The organism is Sinobacterium caligoides (genome assembly GCF_003752585.1).
In the GTDB taxonomy this organism is placed as follows: domain Bacteria; phylum Pseudomonadota; class Gammaproteobacteria; order Pseudomonadales; family Sinobacteriaceae; genus Sinobacterium; species Sinobacterium caligoides.
This window is the reverse complement of the sequence record NZ_RKHR01000006.1, coordinates 70,502-86,722: the sequence shown is the minus strand read 5'-3', so window position 1 is coordinate 86,722 and position 16,221 is coordinate 70,502. Positions and strand designations below refer to the sequence as shown.

14 protein-coding genes and 1 other RNA gene are annotated in these 16,221 nt (G+C 54.2%); 8 read left to right on the top strand and 7 right to left on the bottom strand.

From position 1 onward, the window contains the following. Positions 1 to 175 precede the first annotated feature (175 nt). The gene (glnA, locus tag EDC56_RS15250; RefSeq protein ID WP_123713437.1) at positions 176 to 1,585 is read right to left on the bottom strand and encodes a glutamate--ammonia ligase; all 1,410 of its coding nucleotides are present in this window, start codon (positions 1,583 to 1,585) and stop codon (positions 176 to 178) included. A 360-nt stretch (positions 1,586 to 1,945) separates the two neighbouring features. On the opposite strand from glnA, the gene thiI reads away from it, so the two are divergent. Next, a complete protein-coding gene (gene thiI / locus EDC56_RS15245; protein WP_123713436.1) occupies positions 1,946 to 3,391 on the top strand; it encodes a tRNA uracil 4-sulfurtransferase ThiI in 1,446 nt (481 codons plus the stop codon). Between the two features lie 71 nt (positions 3,392 to 3,462). Here the strand turns inward: thiI and serA are convergent, their stop codons facing one another. Continuing rightward, positions 3,463 to 4,692: a phosphoglycerate dehydrogenase gene (gene serA / locus EDC56_RS15240; RefSeq protein ID WP_123713435.1), complete on the bottom strand. Its 1,230-nt coding sequence runs from the start codon at positions 4,690 to 4,692 to the stop codon at positions 3,463 to 3,465. A gap of 151 nt (positions 4,693 to 4,843) precedes the next feature. On the opposite strand from serA, the gene EDC56_RS15235 reads away from it, so the two are divergent. Both EDC56_RS15235 and EDC56_RS15230 read left to right on the top strand, forming a co-directional pair. Continuing rightward, entirely contained in the window at positions 4,844 to 6,247 is a 1,404-nt protein-coding gene (locus tag EDC56_RS15235) for an FAD-binding oxidoreductase (protein ID WP_123713434.1), read from the top strand. Continuing rightward, positions 6,244 to 6,909, top strand: a complete 666-nt coding sequence (locus tag EDC56_RS15230) for a fumarylacetoacetate hydrolase family protein (protein ID WP_123713433.1) — start codon at positions 6,244 to 6,246, stop codon at positions 6,907 to 6,909. The genes EDC56_RS15235 and EDC56_RS15230 overlap by 4 nt, the downstream gene beginning before the upstream one ends. A gap of 52 nt (positions 6,910 to 6,961) precedes the next feature. Here EDC56_RS15230 and rpiA read toward each other — a convergent pair whose 3' ends face one another. Next, positions 6,962 to 7,636, bottom strand: a complete 675-nt coding sequence (gene rpiA, locus EDC56_RS15225; protein WP_123713432.1) for a ribose-5-phosphate isomerase RpiA — start codon at positions 7,634 to 7,636, stop codon at positions 6,962 to 6,964. Between the two features lie 128 nt (positions 7,637 to 7,764). On the opposite strand from rpiA, the gene ilvA reads away from it, so the two are divergent. Further along, a complete protein-coding gene (gene ilvA, locus EDC56_RS15220; RefSeq protein ID WP_123713431.1) occupies positions 7,765 to 9,279 on the top strand; it encodes a threonine ammonia-lyase, biosynthetic in 1,515 nt (504 codons plus the stop codon). A gap of 590 nt (positions 9,280 to 9,869) precedes the next feature. Here ilvA and EDC56_RS15215 read toward each other — a convergent pair. The 4 genes from EDC56_RS15215 to EDC56_RS15200 all read right to left on the bottom strand — a co-directional run bounded on the left by EDC56_RS15215 (position 9,870) and on the right by EDC56_RS15200 (position 11,304). Further along, complete coding sequence (locus EDC56_RS15215; RefSeq protein ID WP_245980727.1) at positions 9,870 to 10,415, bottom strand: 5-formyltetrahydrofolate cyclo-ligase; 546 nt, start codon at positions 10,413 to 10,415, stop codon at positions 9,870 to 9,872. A 59-nt stretch (positions 10,416 to 10,474) separates the two neighbouring features. Next, positions 10,475 to 10,651, bottom strand: a non-coding RNA gene (gene ssrS, locus EDC56_RS15210) — 6S RNA. 81 nt (positions 10,652 to 10,732) lie between these two features. Beyond that, complete coding sequence (locus tag EDC56_RS15205; protein WP_123713430.1) at positions 10,733 to 11,068, bottom strand: cell division protein ZapA; 336 nt, start codon at positions 11,066 to 11,068, stop codon at positions 10,733 to 10,735. Positions 11,069 to 11,076: 8 nt separating this feature from the next. Continuing rightward, complete coding sequence (locus tag EDC56_RS15200) at positions 11,077 to 11,304, bottom strand: TIGR02449 family protein (RefSeq protein WP_123713429.1); 228 nt, start codon at positions 11,302 to 11,304, stop codon at positions 11,077 to 11,079. Positions 11,305 to 11,509: 205 nt separating this feature from the next. Here EDC56_RS15200 and EDC56_RS15195 point away from each other — a divergent pair, with 205 nt between their 5' ends. The 4 genes from EDC56_RS15195 to EDC56_RS15180 all read left to right on the top strand — a co-directional run bounded on the left by EDC56_RS15195 (position 11,510) and on the right by EDC56_RS15180 (position 16,116). After that, a complete protein-coding gene (locus EDC56_RS15195) occupies positions 11,510 to 12,190 on the top strand; it encodes a UPF0149 family protein (protein ID WP_123713428.1) in 681 nt (226 codons plus the stop codon). Between the two features lie 104 nt (positions 12,191 to 12,294). After that, the gene (gene pepP, locus EDC56_RS15190; protein ID WP_123713427.1) at positions 12,295 to 13,614 is read left to right on the top strand and encodes a Xaa-Pro aminopeptidase; all 1,320 of its coding nucleotides are present in this window, start codon (positions 12,295 to 12,297) and stop codon (positions 13,612 to 13,614) included. Beyond that, positions 13,614 to 14,885 (top strand): 2-octaprenyl-6-methoxyphenyl hydroxylase, encoded by a 1,272-nt coding sequence (gene ubiH / locus EDC56_RS15185; RefSeq protein WP_123713426.1) that lies wholly within the window; start codon positions 13,614 to 13,616, stop codon positions 14,883 to 14,885. The genes pepP and ubiH overlap by 1 nt, the downstream gene beginning before the upstream one ends. Next, positions 14,872 to 16,116, top strand: coding sequence for a UbiH/UbiF/VisC/COQ6 family ubiquinone biosynthesis hydroxylase (locus tag EDC56_RS15180; protein ID WP_123713425.1), 1,245 nt, complete (start codon positions 14,872 to 14,874; stop codon positions 16,114 to 16,116). Before ubiH ends, EDC56_RS15180 begins: the two co-directional genes overlap by 14 nt. Positions 16,117 to 16,221: the final 105 nt, after the last annotated feature.

Below are 16,221 nucleotides of genomic sequence, written 5' to 3'. Positions count from 1 at the left end.
ATGGTGCAGGGACTATCAGCATAACTAATAATGCACCATTATGGTGCCGAAGTAATGTGATGCTTTACTTAATCGTGCGTAATGCTGCCTAAAGTGTGAATGTGAGGCAAAAAAAATCCCAGCCGAGGCTGGGATTTTGCTTAGCGCGCTGTGCGCCTGCTCAATAAGCTAGTGCTTAGCAAGAGTAGTAAAGTTCGAACTCAACAGGGTGAGTGGTTGAATTCAGGCGCTCTACCTCTTCCATTTTCAGAGCAATATAGCCGTCGATCATGTCATCGTCCATGACGCCACCGGCCTTGAGGAAGCCGCGGTCGGCATCGAGAGCCTGTAGGGCTTGCTCGAGGCTTGAAGCCACGGTTGGGATCTCAGCTGCTTCTTCAGCGGGCAGGTCGTACAGATCCTTATCGGCTGCTTCACCGGGGTGGATCTTGTTCTGGATGCCGTCGAGGCCGGCCATTAGCATGGCTGTGAAGGCAAGGTAAGGGTTCGCTGATGGATCACCAAAGCGTACTTCGATGCGGCTTGCCTTAGGGCTCGGCACGAACGGGATACGAATAGAAGCTGAACGGTTACGCGCCGAGTAAGCCAGCATAACAGGGGCTTCGAAGCCTGGAACCAAGCGCTTGTAAGAGTTGGTTGAGGCGTTGGCGAAAGCGTTGATCGCGCGAGCGTGCTTGATGATGCCGCCAATGTAGAACAGCGCAGTCTCGCTGAGACCTGCATAGGCGTCGCCAGCCATGATGTTAACGCCATCTTTGGATAGCGACTGGTGTACGTGCATGCCGGAACCGTTATCGCCAACGAGTGGCTTAGGCATGAAGGTAGCAGTCTTGCCATAGGCGTGTGCGACGTTATGGACGGCATACTTGAGGATTTGTACCTCATCAGCCTTCTTGGTTAGGGTAGCGGGACCAACGCCAATTTCACACTGACCGGCAGTGGCCACTTCGTGGTGATGGATTTCTATTTCGAGACCCATGTCTTCCATCGCGTCACACATGGCGCCACGAAGGTCGTGCAGGCTGTCGACGGGAGGGACGGGGAAGTAACCACCTTTGACGGTAGGACGGTGACCCATGTTGCCGTCGGCGAACGACTTGTCGCTAGACCAAGCGGCTTCTTCAGCGTTGATCTGGTAGCTGGCGCCAGAGACGTCGGCGCTCCACTTGACGTCGTCGAAGACGAAGAATTCGGGTTCTGGACCGAAGAGGGCGCTATCGGCAATACCGGTAGAGCGCAGATATTCTTCGGCGCGATCGGCAACAGAACGAGGGTCGCGGTTGTAGCCCTGTCCTGTGGTAGGCTCGACGATGTTACAGAGGATGTTAACGGTGGCCGACTCGGTGAACGGGTCGATGTAGGAGGAGCTGTCGTCGGGCAACATGACCATGTCAGATTCGTTGATACCCTTCCAGCCTGAGATCGAAGAGCCATCGAACATCTTGCCGTCTTCGAAGAAGCCGTCTTTGCCAACTTCGCTGGCGGGGATGGTGACGTGCTGCTCTTTGCCTTTAAAATCGGTGAAGCGTAGATCGGCCCACTTAACGTCGTTATCAGCGATTAATTTTAGGGTACGTTCTGACATACGGATGTCCTCAATTTTCAAGTGTAAGGCAATAATGCCTATTATTTTTGGTCTTAAATAAATCCAGCTAGCGCTGTAGATTAGTCTTAATAAGGAAGTTAATGCAAAGCTTGTGCCAGGTAATGGTTTAGCTTGTAGGCATCATCTTCGGTAGAGCTAATGCACTTCGATGGTGAGTTGTTGCTGTAGTCAGCGCAAACCCTGCATCGATATGGTGCGAGCGTGCTCTTTTGTGGTGCGGCAACGCTATTTTCTTTGTGTACACATTAAGGATAAGCACACGGACAAGCAAGTGTTTTATAATGATGGGTAAGTTGCATTGCCCCGTTGGGGGGATTCAGAAACCTATGTCGGATCATCATGAAATTTATCGTTAAGTTCTTCCCTGAAATTACTATCAAGAGCAAACCAGTCAGAAAGCAGTTTGTGCGCCACCTGACGGATAATGTGCGCAGCCTGTTGCGACAGATCGATGCAGAGGTCAAGGTGCAGCGAGATTGGGACAAGCTCGTTGTTGAGAGCCAGCAGGAGGAAAAACTGCAGCGTTTTGTCGAAACGTTGTCGCACACGCCGGGTATCGCCTACTTCAATGAGGTGTCCCACTACCCGCTGGGTGATCTGCACGATATCTTCGAGAAGACTAAGTTATTGTGGGGGGAGCGGCTCGCAGGTAAGACGTTTGCTGTGCGCTGTAAGCGTGCGGGGACTCACGCCTTTAGCTCTGGTGAGATCGAGCGCTATGTTGGGGGCGGCCTCAACCAGCATACCGAGGCGAAAGGGGTGCAGCTGAAAAATCCCGATATCACGGTAATGTTAGAGGTGCGTGACGAGAATTTATATATCACCAACTGTCGTTATGAAGGTTTGGGGGGCTTTCCTATGGGCAGTTTGGATCCGGTTATTTCGTTGATATCCGGCGGCTTTGATTCCAATGTGGCCAGTTACCTGATGATGAAGCGGGGGCTTAGAACGCACTTCCTGTTCTTCAATCTCGGTGGTCACGCGCATGAGATTGGCGTCAAGGAGGTGGCACTTTACCTGTGGCAGAAGTACGGCGCCTCGCACAGGGTGCGTTTCATCTCTGTGCCCTTTGATGGGGTGGTCGGAGAGATACTGAAGAAGGTCGATAACTCGCAGATGGGCGTCATCTTGAAGCGCATGATGCTACGTGCGGCAACCACTATTGCCGACGATATGGGAGTGCAGGCGGTGGTGACGGGTGAGTGTATTGCCCAGGTCTCAAGCCAAACCCTGACTAATCTTAGCGTCATCGACTCGGTGACGAATAAGCTAGTGCTGCGGCCGCTGATTACCATGGATAAGCCGGATATTGTTAAGTTGTCGGCTGAGATCGGTACCGAGGAGTTTGCCGCGAGCATGCCGGAATATTGTGGTGTCATTTCGGTCAAGCCGACGACGAAGGCGAAGCCGGAAAAGATCGAGTCACAGGAGTCTCGCTTCGACTTTGCGGTGTTAGAGCAGGCGATCGCTGATACACGCTTGATCAATATTGATGAGATCGATCTCGACGAACAGATAGCTGAGGTCGAAGTGATGCCGTTTCCTGTCGGCGAGAGTATTGTGATCGATGTACGTCATCCGACCGAGCGTGAGTTGCAGCCGTTGAAGCTCGGTCAGAATGAGGTGCTTGAGATTCCGTTTTACGAGCTGCATAGTCAGTATGAGCAGCTCGATCAGGCGCAACATTATATGCTCTATTGTGAGCGTGGCACGATGAGTCGTCTGCACGCGTCGCACCTCAAGCACGAGGGTTATCACAACGTCTCGGTCTATCGTCCTCAGTAGGGGGCGTTGGGCCAATAAAAAGGCGAGCATGATGCTCGCCTTTTTATTGGCTGGTTGCAGCGACCTACTGCTTAGAACAGCACTCGGCAGCGGACGGTGCCTTCGATCTCGCTTATCTTCTTCAGCGCCAGCTCTGAGCACTCTTGGTCGACATCGATGACGACGTAGCCCACCTTCTCGTTGGTCTGTAGATACTGACCGCTGATGTTAATGTTGTTATCCGAGAGCGTCTGGTTGATAGCAGACATGACGCCGGGGTGGTTGTCGTGGATGTGCAGCAGGCGGTGACAGCCTTCGTGGGCAGGCAGTGCCACGCCGGGGAAGTTGACGGAGGAGGTAGTGGTACCGGTGTCGGAGTACTTGATCAGTTTTTCGGCCACCTCCAGTCCGATGTTGGCTTGTGCCTCCATGGTGGAGCCGCCAATATGCGGTGTGAGGAAGGTGTTCTCGAAGGCGCGCAGCGGGCTGACGAACTCTTCTTTATTTGACTTTGGCTCGACCGGGAAGACGTCGATGGCGGCGCCAGAAAGCTTCTTACTCTCGAGGGCGGTGGCGAGGGCGGGGATGTCGACGACGGTACCGCGTGAGGCGTTAATCAAGATGGCACCGTCTTTCATCGCGGCAATCTGTTCTGCACCGATCATGTCCTTGGTGGCGGCGGTTTCGGGGACGTGTAGGCTGACAATGTCGGCACTGCCGAGCAGCTCCTCGAGGGTGTTCATCTGTACAGCGTTACCTAGCGGTAGCTTGCTTGAGGTATCGAAGAATTTGACTTTCATGCCGAGTGACTCGGCGATGACTGAAAGCTGCATGCCGATCGAGCCGTAGCCGATCAGGCCTAGGGTCTTACCGCGTATCTCGAAAGAGCCCGAGGCCGACTTATCCCACACGCCGCGGTGGGCTTTGGCGCTCTTCTCTGCGATGCCGCGCAGTAGCAAGATCGCCTGAGCGATGACGAGTTCGGCGACGGAGCGGGTGTTGGAGTATGGGGCGTTGAAGACGGCGATGCCGTGGCTCATCGCCGACTGTAGGTTGACCTGATTGGTACCGATACAAAAGCAGCCGATAGCCATCAGCTTGGGGGCCTGGGCGAGTACTTCGTCGGTGAGTTGTGTGCGTGAGCGAACGCCGATGAAGTGAGCGTCGCTGATCTTGGCGATTAGTTCGTCGCCAGCCAGGGCGGTCTTGATGTACTCGATATTACTGTAGCCTGCTGCCTCTAGCGTCGAGACCGCAGATTCGTGGACGCCTTCCAATAACAGGACGCGTATTTTGCTTTTATCTAGAGAAGTTTTAGACATCTTATATCCTGGACCGCATGATGAGATATGGCATATTTATTGTGCGGCTATGGTAACATAGCCCCGCCTAAATGAGCCATAATCTCGGTTATTCTACTATTTCGCAGGGAAATACTGGCTATAAAAAATTGCTTCTCCGCTGGATTAAAACATGACTAATAAACTATCTGCTGCAGTAATTCAGAGTCTTAAGGAGATCGTTGGTGAGGACAAGCTGCTCCTCGATGACGACGATCTACAGCGTTATGGTCGGGATTGGACGCGTATTTATACGCCGGCCCCCTCTGTTATCGTTCTGCCGAAGACGGTTGAGCAGGTGCAGGCCATCGTCAAACTGGCAAACCGAGAAGGTTTCTCGTTGGTTCCCTCGGGCGGACGAACCGGTCTCTCTGGTGGTGCTGTCGCGACCGCCGGTGAGGTGGTGGTGGCATTTGATGCAATGAACCAGATTCGACAGCTAAATGTTGTCGATCAGAGCGTGGTCTGTGAGGCGGGGGTGATCACCGAGCAGCTGCAGGATTATGCGGCAGAGCATGAGCTGTTCTATCCCGTCGATTTTGCCTCCAGTGGTTCGTCACAAATCGGCGGTAATATCGCTACCAATGCCGGAGGCATTAAAGTCATTCGCTACGGTATGACGCGGGACTGGGTGTTGGGCTTGAAGGTGGTGACTGGCAGCGGCGAGATACTCGAACTGAATAATGGCTTGCTGAAAAATAATGCCGGTTACGATATGCGTCAGCTGTTTATCGGCGCGGAAGGTACTCTGGGTTTCATTGTTGAGGCGACGATGCGTCTAACCCGGCAGCCGCACAACCTCAACGTTCTGGTGTTGGGGGTCGAGCAGTTCTCCTCGATCATGAATGTCTTGCAGGCCTTTCAGAGCAAAATTGACCTAACCGCCTTTGAGTTTTTCTCTGAGAAGGCGCTGCAAAAGGTCGTCGAGCACCAGGGTTTACAGCGGCCGTTCGACAGTGTCTGTGATTATTACGCACTACTGGAATTTGAATCCTTGACCGAGCAAGAGCTCGAGCATGCGATGACGCTCTTCGAGTACTGTATGGAGCAGGGCTGGGTGGTCGATGGTGTGCTCAGCCAGAGCCTGCAGCAGGCGCAGAATCTGTGGCGGCTGCGCGAGGATATTTCTGAAACACTGGCACGTTGGACGCCGTATAAAAATGACTTGTCGGTGCATGTCTCGCGGGTGCCTGAGTTTATTGCCGAGGTTGATGCGCTGGTGCAGGCGGGCTACCCCGATTTCGAAATTGTCTGGTTCGGTCATATTGGTGATGGCAACGCCCACCTCAACATTCTGCGTCCCGACGACACGCCGATGGAGGCGTTCGTGACGCAGTGCGAGCTTGTGTCGAAGCAGATTTTTGAGGTGGTGCAGCGCTATGCTGGCTCGGTGTCGGCAGAGCACGGTGTCGGCTTGTTGAAAAAGCCTTACCTGCAGTACAGTCGCAGCGCCGTCGAAATTGACTACATGCGCAGCCTGCGTCAAGTCTTTGACCCAAATGGGGTGATGAATCCAGGCAAGGTATTTGATCAATGAGCAGTTATAGGCATTGTTGGGTTGAGGGTGCTGCGATCGACTACCCCGTCGGTAAGGTGGTTTGTGTCGGCCGTAACTACCTCGATCATATTCGCGAGTTAAACAACGCCGTGCCGGAGACGCCGCTGTTGTTTATCAAGCCGTCCACGGCGGTCGTTGGTATTGAGGCTGATATCCAGCTGCCGCGTGGACAGGGAGCGGTGCACCATGAGTTAGAGTTGGCGTTACTGATCGGTACAACGCTGACGGCTGCGACAGCCGAGGAGGCGCAGGCCGCGATCGACGGAGTGGGCTTGGCTCTCGACCTGACCTTGCGTGATGTGCAGTCGTCGTTGAAGGCGAGGGGGCAGCCCTGGGAGGTGGCGAAGGCCTTTGATGCTTCCTGCCCGCTGACCCCGTTTGTGCCCGTGACTGAGTTTGCTGACCTGCAGGCTATCGAGTTCGCCTTGGATAAGAATGAGCAGCCGCAGCAGCGCGGTGATAGTCGGCTGATGTTGCATCAGATTGCCGAGTTGTTGGCGGAGATGAGTCAGTCCTTTACTCTGTTGCCGGGTGATGTGGTGTTGACGGGGACGCCGGCGGGGGTGTCTGCCCTCTCCCCTGGAGATCGATTACAGCTGTCGTTGGCGCAGAATTATCGCTGGTCGGTGAATGTGGCCTAACGTGCAGGGTAAGAAAAAAACGAGGAAAGCGGCTTTTTCTTACCCTCCGCTCCTAGCTTGCTCGTAGTGTTTTTACACCTTGCTGTGTCGCCAGCAGCAAGACATCGGCGGGGCGCTCGGCAAATAGACCGTTAGTCACGACGCCGACGATATTGTTGATGGCGCGCTCTATGTTGATCGCTTCGTTAATGGGGAAGTCGTAGCAATCGATGATGATGTTGTTGTTGTCGGTGATCACGCCCTCACGATAAACCGGGCTGCAGCCAAGCTTGACCAATTCGCGGCCGACGTGTGAGCGGGCCATGGGGATGACTTCGACGGGTAGAGGAAAAGCGCCGAGGCCTTCGACCAGCTTGCTCTCGTCGGCGATGCAGATGAACTCATCGGCGACGGCGGTGACAATTTTCTCGCGAGTCAGTGCTGCGCCGCCACCCTTAATGAGCTGTAGCGCGTGGTTTGACTCGTCAGCACCGTCGACATAAAGCGAGACATTATCGACACTGTTAAGCTCGAAGACTTCGATGCCGTGACTGCGTAGGCGTTCGGCGGAGCTCTCTGAGCTGGCTACAGTGCCGGCAAAGAGGTCTTTGAGCTCGGCGAGAGCATCGATAAAGAAGTTGGCGGTAGAGCCTGTGCCGATGCCTACGATGGTGTCGCTACTAAGTTTTGGCTTGATGTAGTCGATCGCAGCCAGGGCTACGGATTTTTTTAATTCGTCTTGTGTCATATCGCTATCTACTGTTCGCTGGTGGCGGTGGAGTGAATTATAACGTCTTCCAGCTTTATTGACGTCTATTAAATGATTACTATGTGCTTTTTCCTTCAGTAAATAGCAGCGAGAGCTACGGATCGCCCATGCCTAAGTCCTATGTAAAGAAAATATTAGAAGCACGTGTCTACGATGTCGCGATCGAAACGCCGCTAACCCCTGCCTTGATTATGTCTGAGCGGTTGGGTAACAAGGTGTTGCTGAAGCGTGAGGACTTGCAGCCGGTTTATTCGTTTAAGTTGCGTGGTGCTTATAACAAGATGGCACAATTGAGCGAAGCTGAGCGCGCGCGCGGTGTGGTTGCGGCGTCGGCGGGTAATCATGCGCAGGGGCTGGCCATGTCGGCAAAGCAGCTGGAGGTGAAGGCGGTAATCGTCATGCCGAAAACGACGCCGGCAATTAAGGTCGATGCCGTGCGTGCTCGAGGGGCTGAGGTGGTGTTACACGGCGACGCCTATGATGATGCCGCGGCGTACGCTCAGAAACTCGTTGAAGAGCGTGGGATGATCTACATCCACCCCTTTGACGACCCCAGTGTCATTGCTGGCCAGGGTACCATTGGTATGGAGATACTGCGTCAGTATCAAGATGATATTGAGGCTATCTTTGTCCCTGTAGGCGGCGGCGGTTTGCTGGCGGGCATTGCCGCCTATATCAAGTATGTTCGCCCAGAGGTAAAACTGATTGGTGTCGAGTCGGAGGACTCGGCGTGTTTAAAGGCGGCGATGGAGGCGGGACAGCGCGTGGTGTTACCGGAGGTGGGGATCTTTGCGGACGGGGTGGCTGTCGCGCAGATTGGCAAGGAAAACTTCCGCGTCATACGTGAGACGGTCGATGAGGTGATCACCACCACCACTGATGAAATCTGTGCGGCGATTAAAGATATCTTTGATGATACGCGCTCGATCAGTGAGCCAGCCGGAGCGCTAGCGCTGGCGGGGTTGAAGAAATATTGTCAGCAGTACGGAGTGCAGGGTAAAACGCTGATCGCTATTGAGAGCGGCGCTAACACCAATTTTGATCGTCTACGTTATATCTCTGAGCGCGCCGAAATTGGTGAGCAGCGCGAGGCGGTGTTGGCTGTCACGATACCGGAGCGGGCGGGCAGCTTCGAGGCCTTTTGTCGCGCTTTGGAACGACGCAATATCACTGAGTTTAACTATCGTTATAGCTCTGATGAGCAGGCGCATGTCTACGTCGGGGTGCAGGTCTCCTCGGGTAATGACGATCGTCAGTCGCTGTTGCAGCAGCTGCGCGGCAAGCAATACTCGGTGCTAGACTTGACTGAAAATGAGGCGGCGAAGCTTCATGTTCGCCATATGGTGGGCGGTCATGCGCCGCAGGTGGACAGTGAGTTGGTCTATCGCTTCGAGTTCCCTGAGCGGCCAGGGGCGTTGATGAAGTTTTTGACGCGGCTAGGTGGTGAGTGGAACATCACATTGTTCCATTACCGTAATCACGGTGCGGCCTTCGGAAGAGTGTTGGTGGGCTTGCAGGCCAAACCGGGAGAGCGAGCAGAGCTAGAGGTGTTTCTTAATCAGTTGGGTTATCGCTTCGTTGAAGAGACAGCTAATGAGGCCTATCAGCTCTTCATGGGGTAGTGCGCCATAGTTGGGGGTGGTGCTTAGCTGAAAGTTGGGGGCGTTAGGGCATCCCCAGACTTGATTAGTGCTAAGTGCCGCATGTTTTAGAGAATAAACGGCGTAATAGCTTAAAACTGTGACGTTCAGCGCTCGCTCGTCGATAAAATTTACGATAAGATCCTGTGCATACGTAGTGCTATTTATGCACTGAGAAAAGCAATAATAATTATATAGCTATGAGGGTGAGACGTTGGCTAAGCCTGATCTCCTGACTGTTTTGGTCGTCCTGTTTTCACTGGGGGTATTTTTTACCGCCATGGCTCCAGCTGTGCTGGAGGAAAGTGAGTCGCCCCAGATTCAAGCAATAGTGTCTGAAAGTAGTGTCGCTGTTAACTAGTCGTCAGTAAGTGCGCTGGCAGCTCTATCTCTCGGATGGTAATTAATAGCATTGGCTCTCGTTGATCGAGGGTCGATAGTAATGGGTTAATGATTAGTTGTGAGAAAAAAACCTGATTTTCTGTTGTTGGTTGTTTTTGTCTTTGGTCTGGGTGCGGCAATAACTGCGTCGGCACAGATTATAGCGGCAACGCTGTCTTGAGTTGAGTGTGTTACTTGTAGCTCGATTTCTCTGTGATGATCTCGTCAAGTGTGACGTCCCAGGGCTCTGCGCGGAGTCGTGTGCAGTGCTGTAGTTGGTGGGCGATGGCGATCAGTGTTGGTTTTTTGCCGCAGTTGCGCTTGCTGAAGGCGAGCGCCCGATCATAATAGCCACCGCCCATGCCTAGGCGGTGTCGATTTGCATCGAAGCCCACGAGTGGCAGTATAACTAGATCGATATGACGCAGAGTGGTCGTGCGACGAGTTCTTATGTAGGGCTCGCGGATGCCGTAGCGATTGCGTCTGAGGGGGTGGCCCTGTTGATAGCGCTGGAAGTTGAGGTGAAAGTTGTTGCCGACAATGGGTAGGAAGACTTTCTTCCCGCGTCGGAGCGCGTCTTGGATGATGAGTTCAGTCGCCACTTCGCCGTCGCTGGCAATATAGAGGGCTATTGAGTGTGCCGATCGGTAGTCAGGGTGTTGGCAAAGACGCTGATAGATCTGTCGGCTATGACGCTGCTGTTGCTGGTGACTTAGCTGGCGGCGAGCGCGACGCAGCTGTCGGCGTAAGCTTGCCTTGTCTTGGCTACTGTTAATCGCCTGATGATTAAAGATAGGTTGCTCCCAAGGTACCGCTGTTTGCTTGGCCTTGAACCGTAAAGTTCAAGGTGGCACTCTCAGTAGTGCATCAGGCTTTCCGTCGAGCGGACATGCACACCAACACTAGCTGGAAAATGCCGGGGTATAGATTATCGGCTCGAGGACTCGCGAACTGGCCAATACCCCAGGGGCATGAGCTGATTATAGCGTTAACCGCACTGCCATTGCATTACAAAATCGACTAAAAACCCGGTTTTTTGGCTGCCTGTTTAACGCTATGGCTGTTGTTGTGGCGTGTTGTTGCGCAAGTTTAGTCGCTGGTATTTGGCGATCGCCTTGTCGAGCCGGTTGTTCAGTGAAAGTAGTTGCTTCTCTTGCTGAATATGGGATGAAGAGGTTTGTTGTACACCTCGTATCAGCTCGTGGCTCAGGTTGAGTCCAGCCATTAGGGCGATGCGCTCGAGGCCAATAACTTTACCTGTGCGGCGAATATCTCGCATAGTCGCATCTAGCTTGGCAGCGCTGTCGGACAGCTCCTGCTGTTGCTGCTCCTCGCAGCTAATCTGGTAGTCGCGATCGAGGATGGTAACGGTGGCCGTATTGTTAGACATAGTCGTGCTCAGTCTGGTTTTTGAGTGTGATCATCTAAGTGTTGTAGGCGGTCGATCATGCTCTGGATACGCAGCCTAGCTTGGTTATTTTTTTCGAGCAACAGATCGCGCTCCTCTCGCCACTGTTGGCGCTCGGATCGCAGTTGTTCGTTCTCCTCGAACATTTGTTCGCTGAGCTCGAGGAGTGTGGTGATCTTTGCCTCTAGGCTTTGAATCTGCTCGTCATCCATTTGCATTGTTAGCTTGTTTGAAAGATCGATTACTATAATTTGCTACTTTTTCCCGGTCAACCATATGTCATAAAATGACGGCCAGTAAAAGCCATAAGCGACAATTTAATGTAAAAAAATTGACGCCATCGAACTATAAGATGGCGGTGCTAGGAAATACTTGCGTCGTAATTAGTGTTAAAATGGCGGAATTTATTGCTGTGGAGATACCATGACTACCGAATATTCCGATCAATCGCTTAACTTTGATGAGGTCTGTGATCTACTGGTCGAATTAGGGTCGATTATCTCTGCGGCAGAATTTCATGGCAGTGTCAGCGGCATGCTGGCGGGCTGTATCAAAGACAAGAAAGAGCCGGAGGGTGGTTGGCCTACTTTCATGGCTAATACCACCGATATTGATTATCAAGGCAGCTCATTGCAGCAGCAAGAGTTGGTTGAGATCGGCCAACAGATCGCCGATGAACTGACCTCCGAAAGCCTCAGCTTTCGCCTGCTGTTGCCCGATGATGACGATGATATCTCTGTGCGGCTCGAGTCGTTGGGGCTTTGGTGTCAGGGGTTCTTGACGGGCTTGGCGCAGTCAGGGGTAACGGAGGCGGTGCTGAAGGCGTGGCCCGCCGACTCGCGTGAGGCACTACAAGATCTTGCGGCAATTTCGCAAATTGGTAGTGAAGGTGAGGAGGGCGCGACGGCTGAGGCAGATTACATTGATGTTAGTGAATATGTGAGACTTGCCGCGTTACACGTCTTCTTAGAGTGTGCCGGTGAAAATAACCGGGGCGAACAAGATATGCAGGCGGCTGATCGCCGCGCCGACACGGACCCCGCTGCCGATAGCAGCGTTTCCGTTTCGGAGCTGTTTGCTCGCGGAACGAAGCGGTTGCATTAACAGTTTGAGCCTGATCGCTCAGTGCGTTATCGGGTCTTTGAGCTACCTTCATCCTTTTGCCCGGCGAGCTTTAAGCTGGCCGGCTCGTAACGAAGAATAAAATTATGTCTATTTCAGCTAGTGAGTTTGCCTCTCGCCGTCGTCGCCTGATGGACGGCATGTCTGCTAACAGTGTCGCGGTTATCGCCTCTGCCCCCACTCACCGTCGCAACGGCGATGCCGACTACCTCTATCGTCAATCCAGCGACCTGTATTATCTTACCGGCTTCGTTGAGCCGGAATCGATGTTGGTGCTGATACCTGGGCGTGCTGAGGGTGAGTGTGTGTTGTTCTGCCGTGATCGCGACCCTGAGCGAGAGCAGTGGGATGGCAAGCGCGCAGGCCAAGAGGGCGCCGTCGAGAACTACGGGGCGGATCAGGCTTTTTCGATTGCCGAAGTCGATGGTAAGTTGCCCGAGCTGCTGGAGAATATGGCGGCGGTTTATTTTGGTCTAGGTCGCGATCAGGATTTTGATGCTCGAGTTAGTGGCTGGTTGAATTCGGTGCGGGCAAAGTCACGCACCGGTATATTGGCGCCGACACAGTTTGTCGATGTAGCGCAGCTTATCCATGAGTTACGTCTGATTAAGAGTCCGGCGGAGTGTGACATCATGCGTCAGGCGGGAAAGATTAGTGCCGAGGCGCACACTCAGGCGATGCGCGTGTGTCGGCCGGGGATGAATGAGTATGAACTCGAGGCGGAATTTAACTATCTGTTCACGAAATCGGGTTGCAAGGCGCCAGCCTATACTAGCATTGTCGGCGGTGGTAATAATGCCTGTATTCTCCACTACATAGAGAATGATCAAGCGCTGCGAGATGGTGATTTGGTGTTGATCGATGCCGGTTGTGAGTTGGAGTATTATGCTGCCGATATTACCCGTACCTTCCCGGTTAACGGCAAGTTTAGCCCGGAGCAGAAGGCGCTTTATGAATTATGTCTGCAGGCCCAGTTGGCGGCGATCGACAGTGTTAAAGCCGGTAGTCGCTGGAACGACGCGAACGAGATTACCGTACAGGTGATTACTGCTGGTTTGGTCGAGCTCGGCCTGTTGCAGGGCGAGGTAGAGGAGCTGATTGCAGCGGAGGCCCACAAAGAGTTTTACATGCATGGCGCCGGCCACTGGCTGGGTATTGATGTACACGATGTGGGTGATTACCGCGTCGATGGCGTCTGGCGACTACTGGAGCCGGGCATGGTGTTGACGATTGAACCGGGTATCTATGTATCGGCTGATAATGAGAATGTAGAGGCGCGCTGGCGTGGTATCGGTGTGCGGATTGAGGATGATATCTTAGTGACTGATACTGGCTGTGAAGTGTTGACAGCCAGTGTCGTGAAGACGGTCGATGAGATTGAGGCCTTGATGGCAAGGAGTCGTTAATGAGCCAAGACTACGATGTTGTTATCGCAGGTGGTGGCATGGTGGGTGCCAGCCTGGCTGTGGCGCTATCGCGACAGCTTGGGCAGCGCCTGCGTATCGCTATCGTAGAAGGGTTTCCGATGCCGAAGCAGGCATCGGCGCCAGTCTATCAGCCTAGTTTTGATGCCCGCTCGACGGCGTTGGCGGCTGGTGCGCGACAGGTGTTTGAGCACTTTGGTATCTGGCAGACGCTGGCCGAGCATGCGCAGCCGATTGAGCAAATCCATGTGTCGCGACGTTCGCGGCCGGGTTCGATGGTGATGGAGGCGCAGCGAGAGCGGCTCGATGCACTCGGTTATGTGGTGGAGAATCAGTGGCTGGGACGGGTGCTGTTGGCGGCCGTGCAGCAGTGTGACAATGTGGAGTTTCTCTGTCCGGCGACGGTCGAGTCGGTGACGCCGCAAGCGGCGGGCAATCGCGTTGATGTCAAAGATAAGGCGACAGGAGAGTTTTCAGCGCTGAACGCGAAGTTGGTGGTGATTGCCGATGGCGCCGATTCACCGCTGGCACAGTCGCTCGGCATACGTTATCAGCGCCAGGCTTATCAGGCCAGCGCCCTGGTCGCCAACATCAGTACGGCGAAGCCCCACCAGGGATGGGCCTATGAGCGCTTCAGTAGTGATGGTCCGATGGCAATGCTGCCGCTGACAGATGGTCCCGCTGGTGAGCGACGCAGTGCTTTAGTGTGGTCGCGGCCAGAAGGTAGTATCGATAACTGGTTAAGCTGCCCGGAGCAGGAGTTCTTGGCAGCGCTGCAGCGGCAGTTTGGCTATCGGCTTGGTAAACTGCTAGCGGTGGGGCAGCGCTTTAGCTATCCGTTACAGCTGGTCGAGGCTTCGGAACAGGTGCGCAGCGGCCTTGTGGTCATGGGTAATGCGGCGCACCTACTGCACCCCGTGGCGGGCCAAGGCTTTAACCTAGCCTTGCGTGACGTGGTAGCGCTGACGCGCACTATCGATCAGGCGCAACATCAACGAGAAGATTGGTCGTCACTGAAGGTGTTGCTGCGCTACCAGCAGGCGCAGCGTGATGATCAGTGGCTGACGACGAGCTTTAGTGATCGTCTACCGGGGTTGTTCAGTAGTCCGTCGGCTGCGTTGTCGATGGCGACCAGCCTCGGGTTGTCAGCACTGGATCTCTCTTCAGGATTAAAAAACAGTTTCGTGCGGCATGCGGCCGGTATTCAGCAAACGCAGGACCAGATGATGGGGATGAGTGATGCGCAATATTAGCGGCAGTGGCAACGACTACGATGTCATTATCGTCGGTGGCGGCTTGGCGGGCAGCTCGCTCGCCGCTGCATTGGCCAATAGTCCGCTATCTGTAGCGATGATCGAGCAGGTCGAGGGCGATTATACAATGCCCGAGGCGGAGCCAGGTATCGATCACTACGACCCGCGGGTGAGTGCGTTGACGGCGAAGTCGCAGCGTTTCTTGATGACCCTGGGTGCCTGGGATGGCATTGAGGCGGCACGGTTGGCCAGCTATCGGCAGATGCGAGTCTGGGATGGCGAGGGGACCGCCTCGCTCGAGTTTTCCGCAGCCGAGGTGGGATGTTCGCAGCTGGGCCACATCGTTGAGAATCGGGTCACGGTGGCAGCGCTGATGCAGCGTGTCATGGCGGCGCGCAATATCGAGATTATTGCTCCCGCCAAGGTGACGCAGCTGCATCCGCTCGAAGAGGCTGATGCTGCAGCTGGTGAGGCCTGTTGGGCGCTGGAGTTGGCCGATGGTCGCAACCTCAGTGCAGCCTTGGTTGTGGCCGCCGATGGCGCAGTGTCGCCGCTGCGCGCTCAGGCAGGCCTGCAGACACGCGAGTGGGACTATCATCATCACGGCTTGGTCTGTAGTGTGCAGACCGAGCAGGTACACCGGGCGACGGCTTGGCAGCGCTTTACCGACGAGGGCGTATTGGCCTTCCTGCCGTTGGCTGGCGACGACCAGCACTACTGCTCCATTGTCTGGTCGGTGCCGGCGGAGCGCGCGGCTGCCCTGTTGGCGCTGTCCGATGTTGAGTTTTGTACAGAGCTGGAGCGTCAGTTCGAGTCTACTCTGGGTGCTATTACCTCGGTGAGTAAGCGCTTTAGCTTCCCCCTGCGTCAGCGTCATGCCAAAGAGTATTATCGTGACGGTTTGGTGTTGGTGGCTGATGCGGCACATACTATCCACCCATTAGCCGGTCAGGGAATCAACTTAGGGTTGAAGGATACAGAGGTGTTAGCTGAGGAGTTATTACGGGCCCAGAAGAGAGGTGTTGGCCTCGGCTCACGCGCGACGCTGTCCCGCTATCAGCGTCGACGTATGGCGGATAACCTACGGATGATGGCTTTGATGGAGGCTCTGAAGCGACTCTTTGCGCGCCGTGAATTATCGGTGCGCTGGTTGCGTAACAGTGGAATGCGCCTTGTCTCGCGAATTTCGTTGGTTAAGCGACTGTTGATTAAAGAGGCGATGGAAGGGTGAGAGTGTTGACGATTAATGGGTATTAACTCAGATTCAGCTATTGACAGATTGATTAAATAAATGATAATCGTTATCATTCGCTCAACTCTAATATTTGCAGCGAGA

Excerpts from the sequence above, each read along its gene's own strand:
- ilvA (WP_123713431.1), top strand. The coding sequence starts at position 7,765 with ATGCCTAAGTCCTATGTAAAGAAAATATTAGAAGCACGTGTCTACGAT.
- pepP (WP_123713427.1), top strand. The coding sequence starts at position 12,295 with ATGTCTATTTCAGCTAGTGAGTTTGCCTCTCGCCGTCGTCGCCTGATG.
- thiI (WP_123713436.1), top strand. The coding sequence starts at position 1,946 with ATGAAATTTATCGTTAAGTTCTTCCCTGAAATTACTATCAAGAGCAAA.
- rpiA (WP_123713432.1), bottom strand. The coding sequence starts at position 7,636 with ATGACACAAGACGAATTAAAAAAATCCGTAGCCCTGGCTGCGATCGAC.
- EDC56_RS15200 (WP_123713429.1), bottom strand. The coding sequence starts at position 11,304 with ATGCAAATGGATGACGAGCAGATTCAAAGCCTAGAGGCAAAGATCACC.
- EDC56_RS15205 (WP_123713430.1), bottom strand. The coding sequence starts at position 11,068 with ATGTCTAACAATACGGCCACCGTTACCATCCTCGATCGCGACTACCAG.
- EDC56_RS15235 (WP_123713434.1), top strand. The coding sequence starts at position 4,844 with ATGACTAATAAACTATCTGCTGCAGTAATTCAGAGTCTTAAGGAGATC.
- ubiH (WP_123713426.1), top strand. The coding sequence starts at position 13,614 with ATGAGCCAAGACTACGATGTTGTTATCGCAGGTGGTGGCATGGTGGGT.
- EDC56_RS15195 (WP_123713428.1), top strand. The coding sequence starts at position 11,510 with ATGACTACCGAATATTCCGATCAATCGCTTAACTTTGATGAGGTCTGT.
- EDC56_RS15230 (WP_123713433.1), top strand. The coding sequence starts at position 6,244 with ATGAGCAGTTATAGGCATTGTTGGGTTGAGGGTGCTGCGATCGACTAC.
- EDC56_RS15180 (WP_123713425.1), top strand. The coding sequence starts at position 14,872 with ATGCGCAATATTAGCGGCAGTGGCAACGACTACGATGTCATTATCGTC.
- serA (WP_123713435.1), bottom strand. The coding sequence starts at position 4,692 with ATGTCTAAAACTTCTCTAGATAAAAGCAAAATACGCGTCCTGTTATTG.
- glnA (WP_123713437.1), bottom strand. The coding sequence starts at position 1,585 with ATGTCAGAACGTACCCTAAAATTAATCGCTGATAACGACGTTAAGTGG.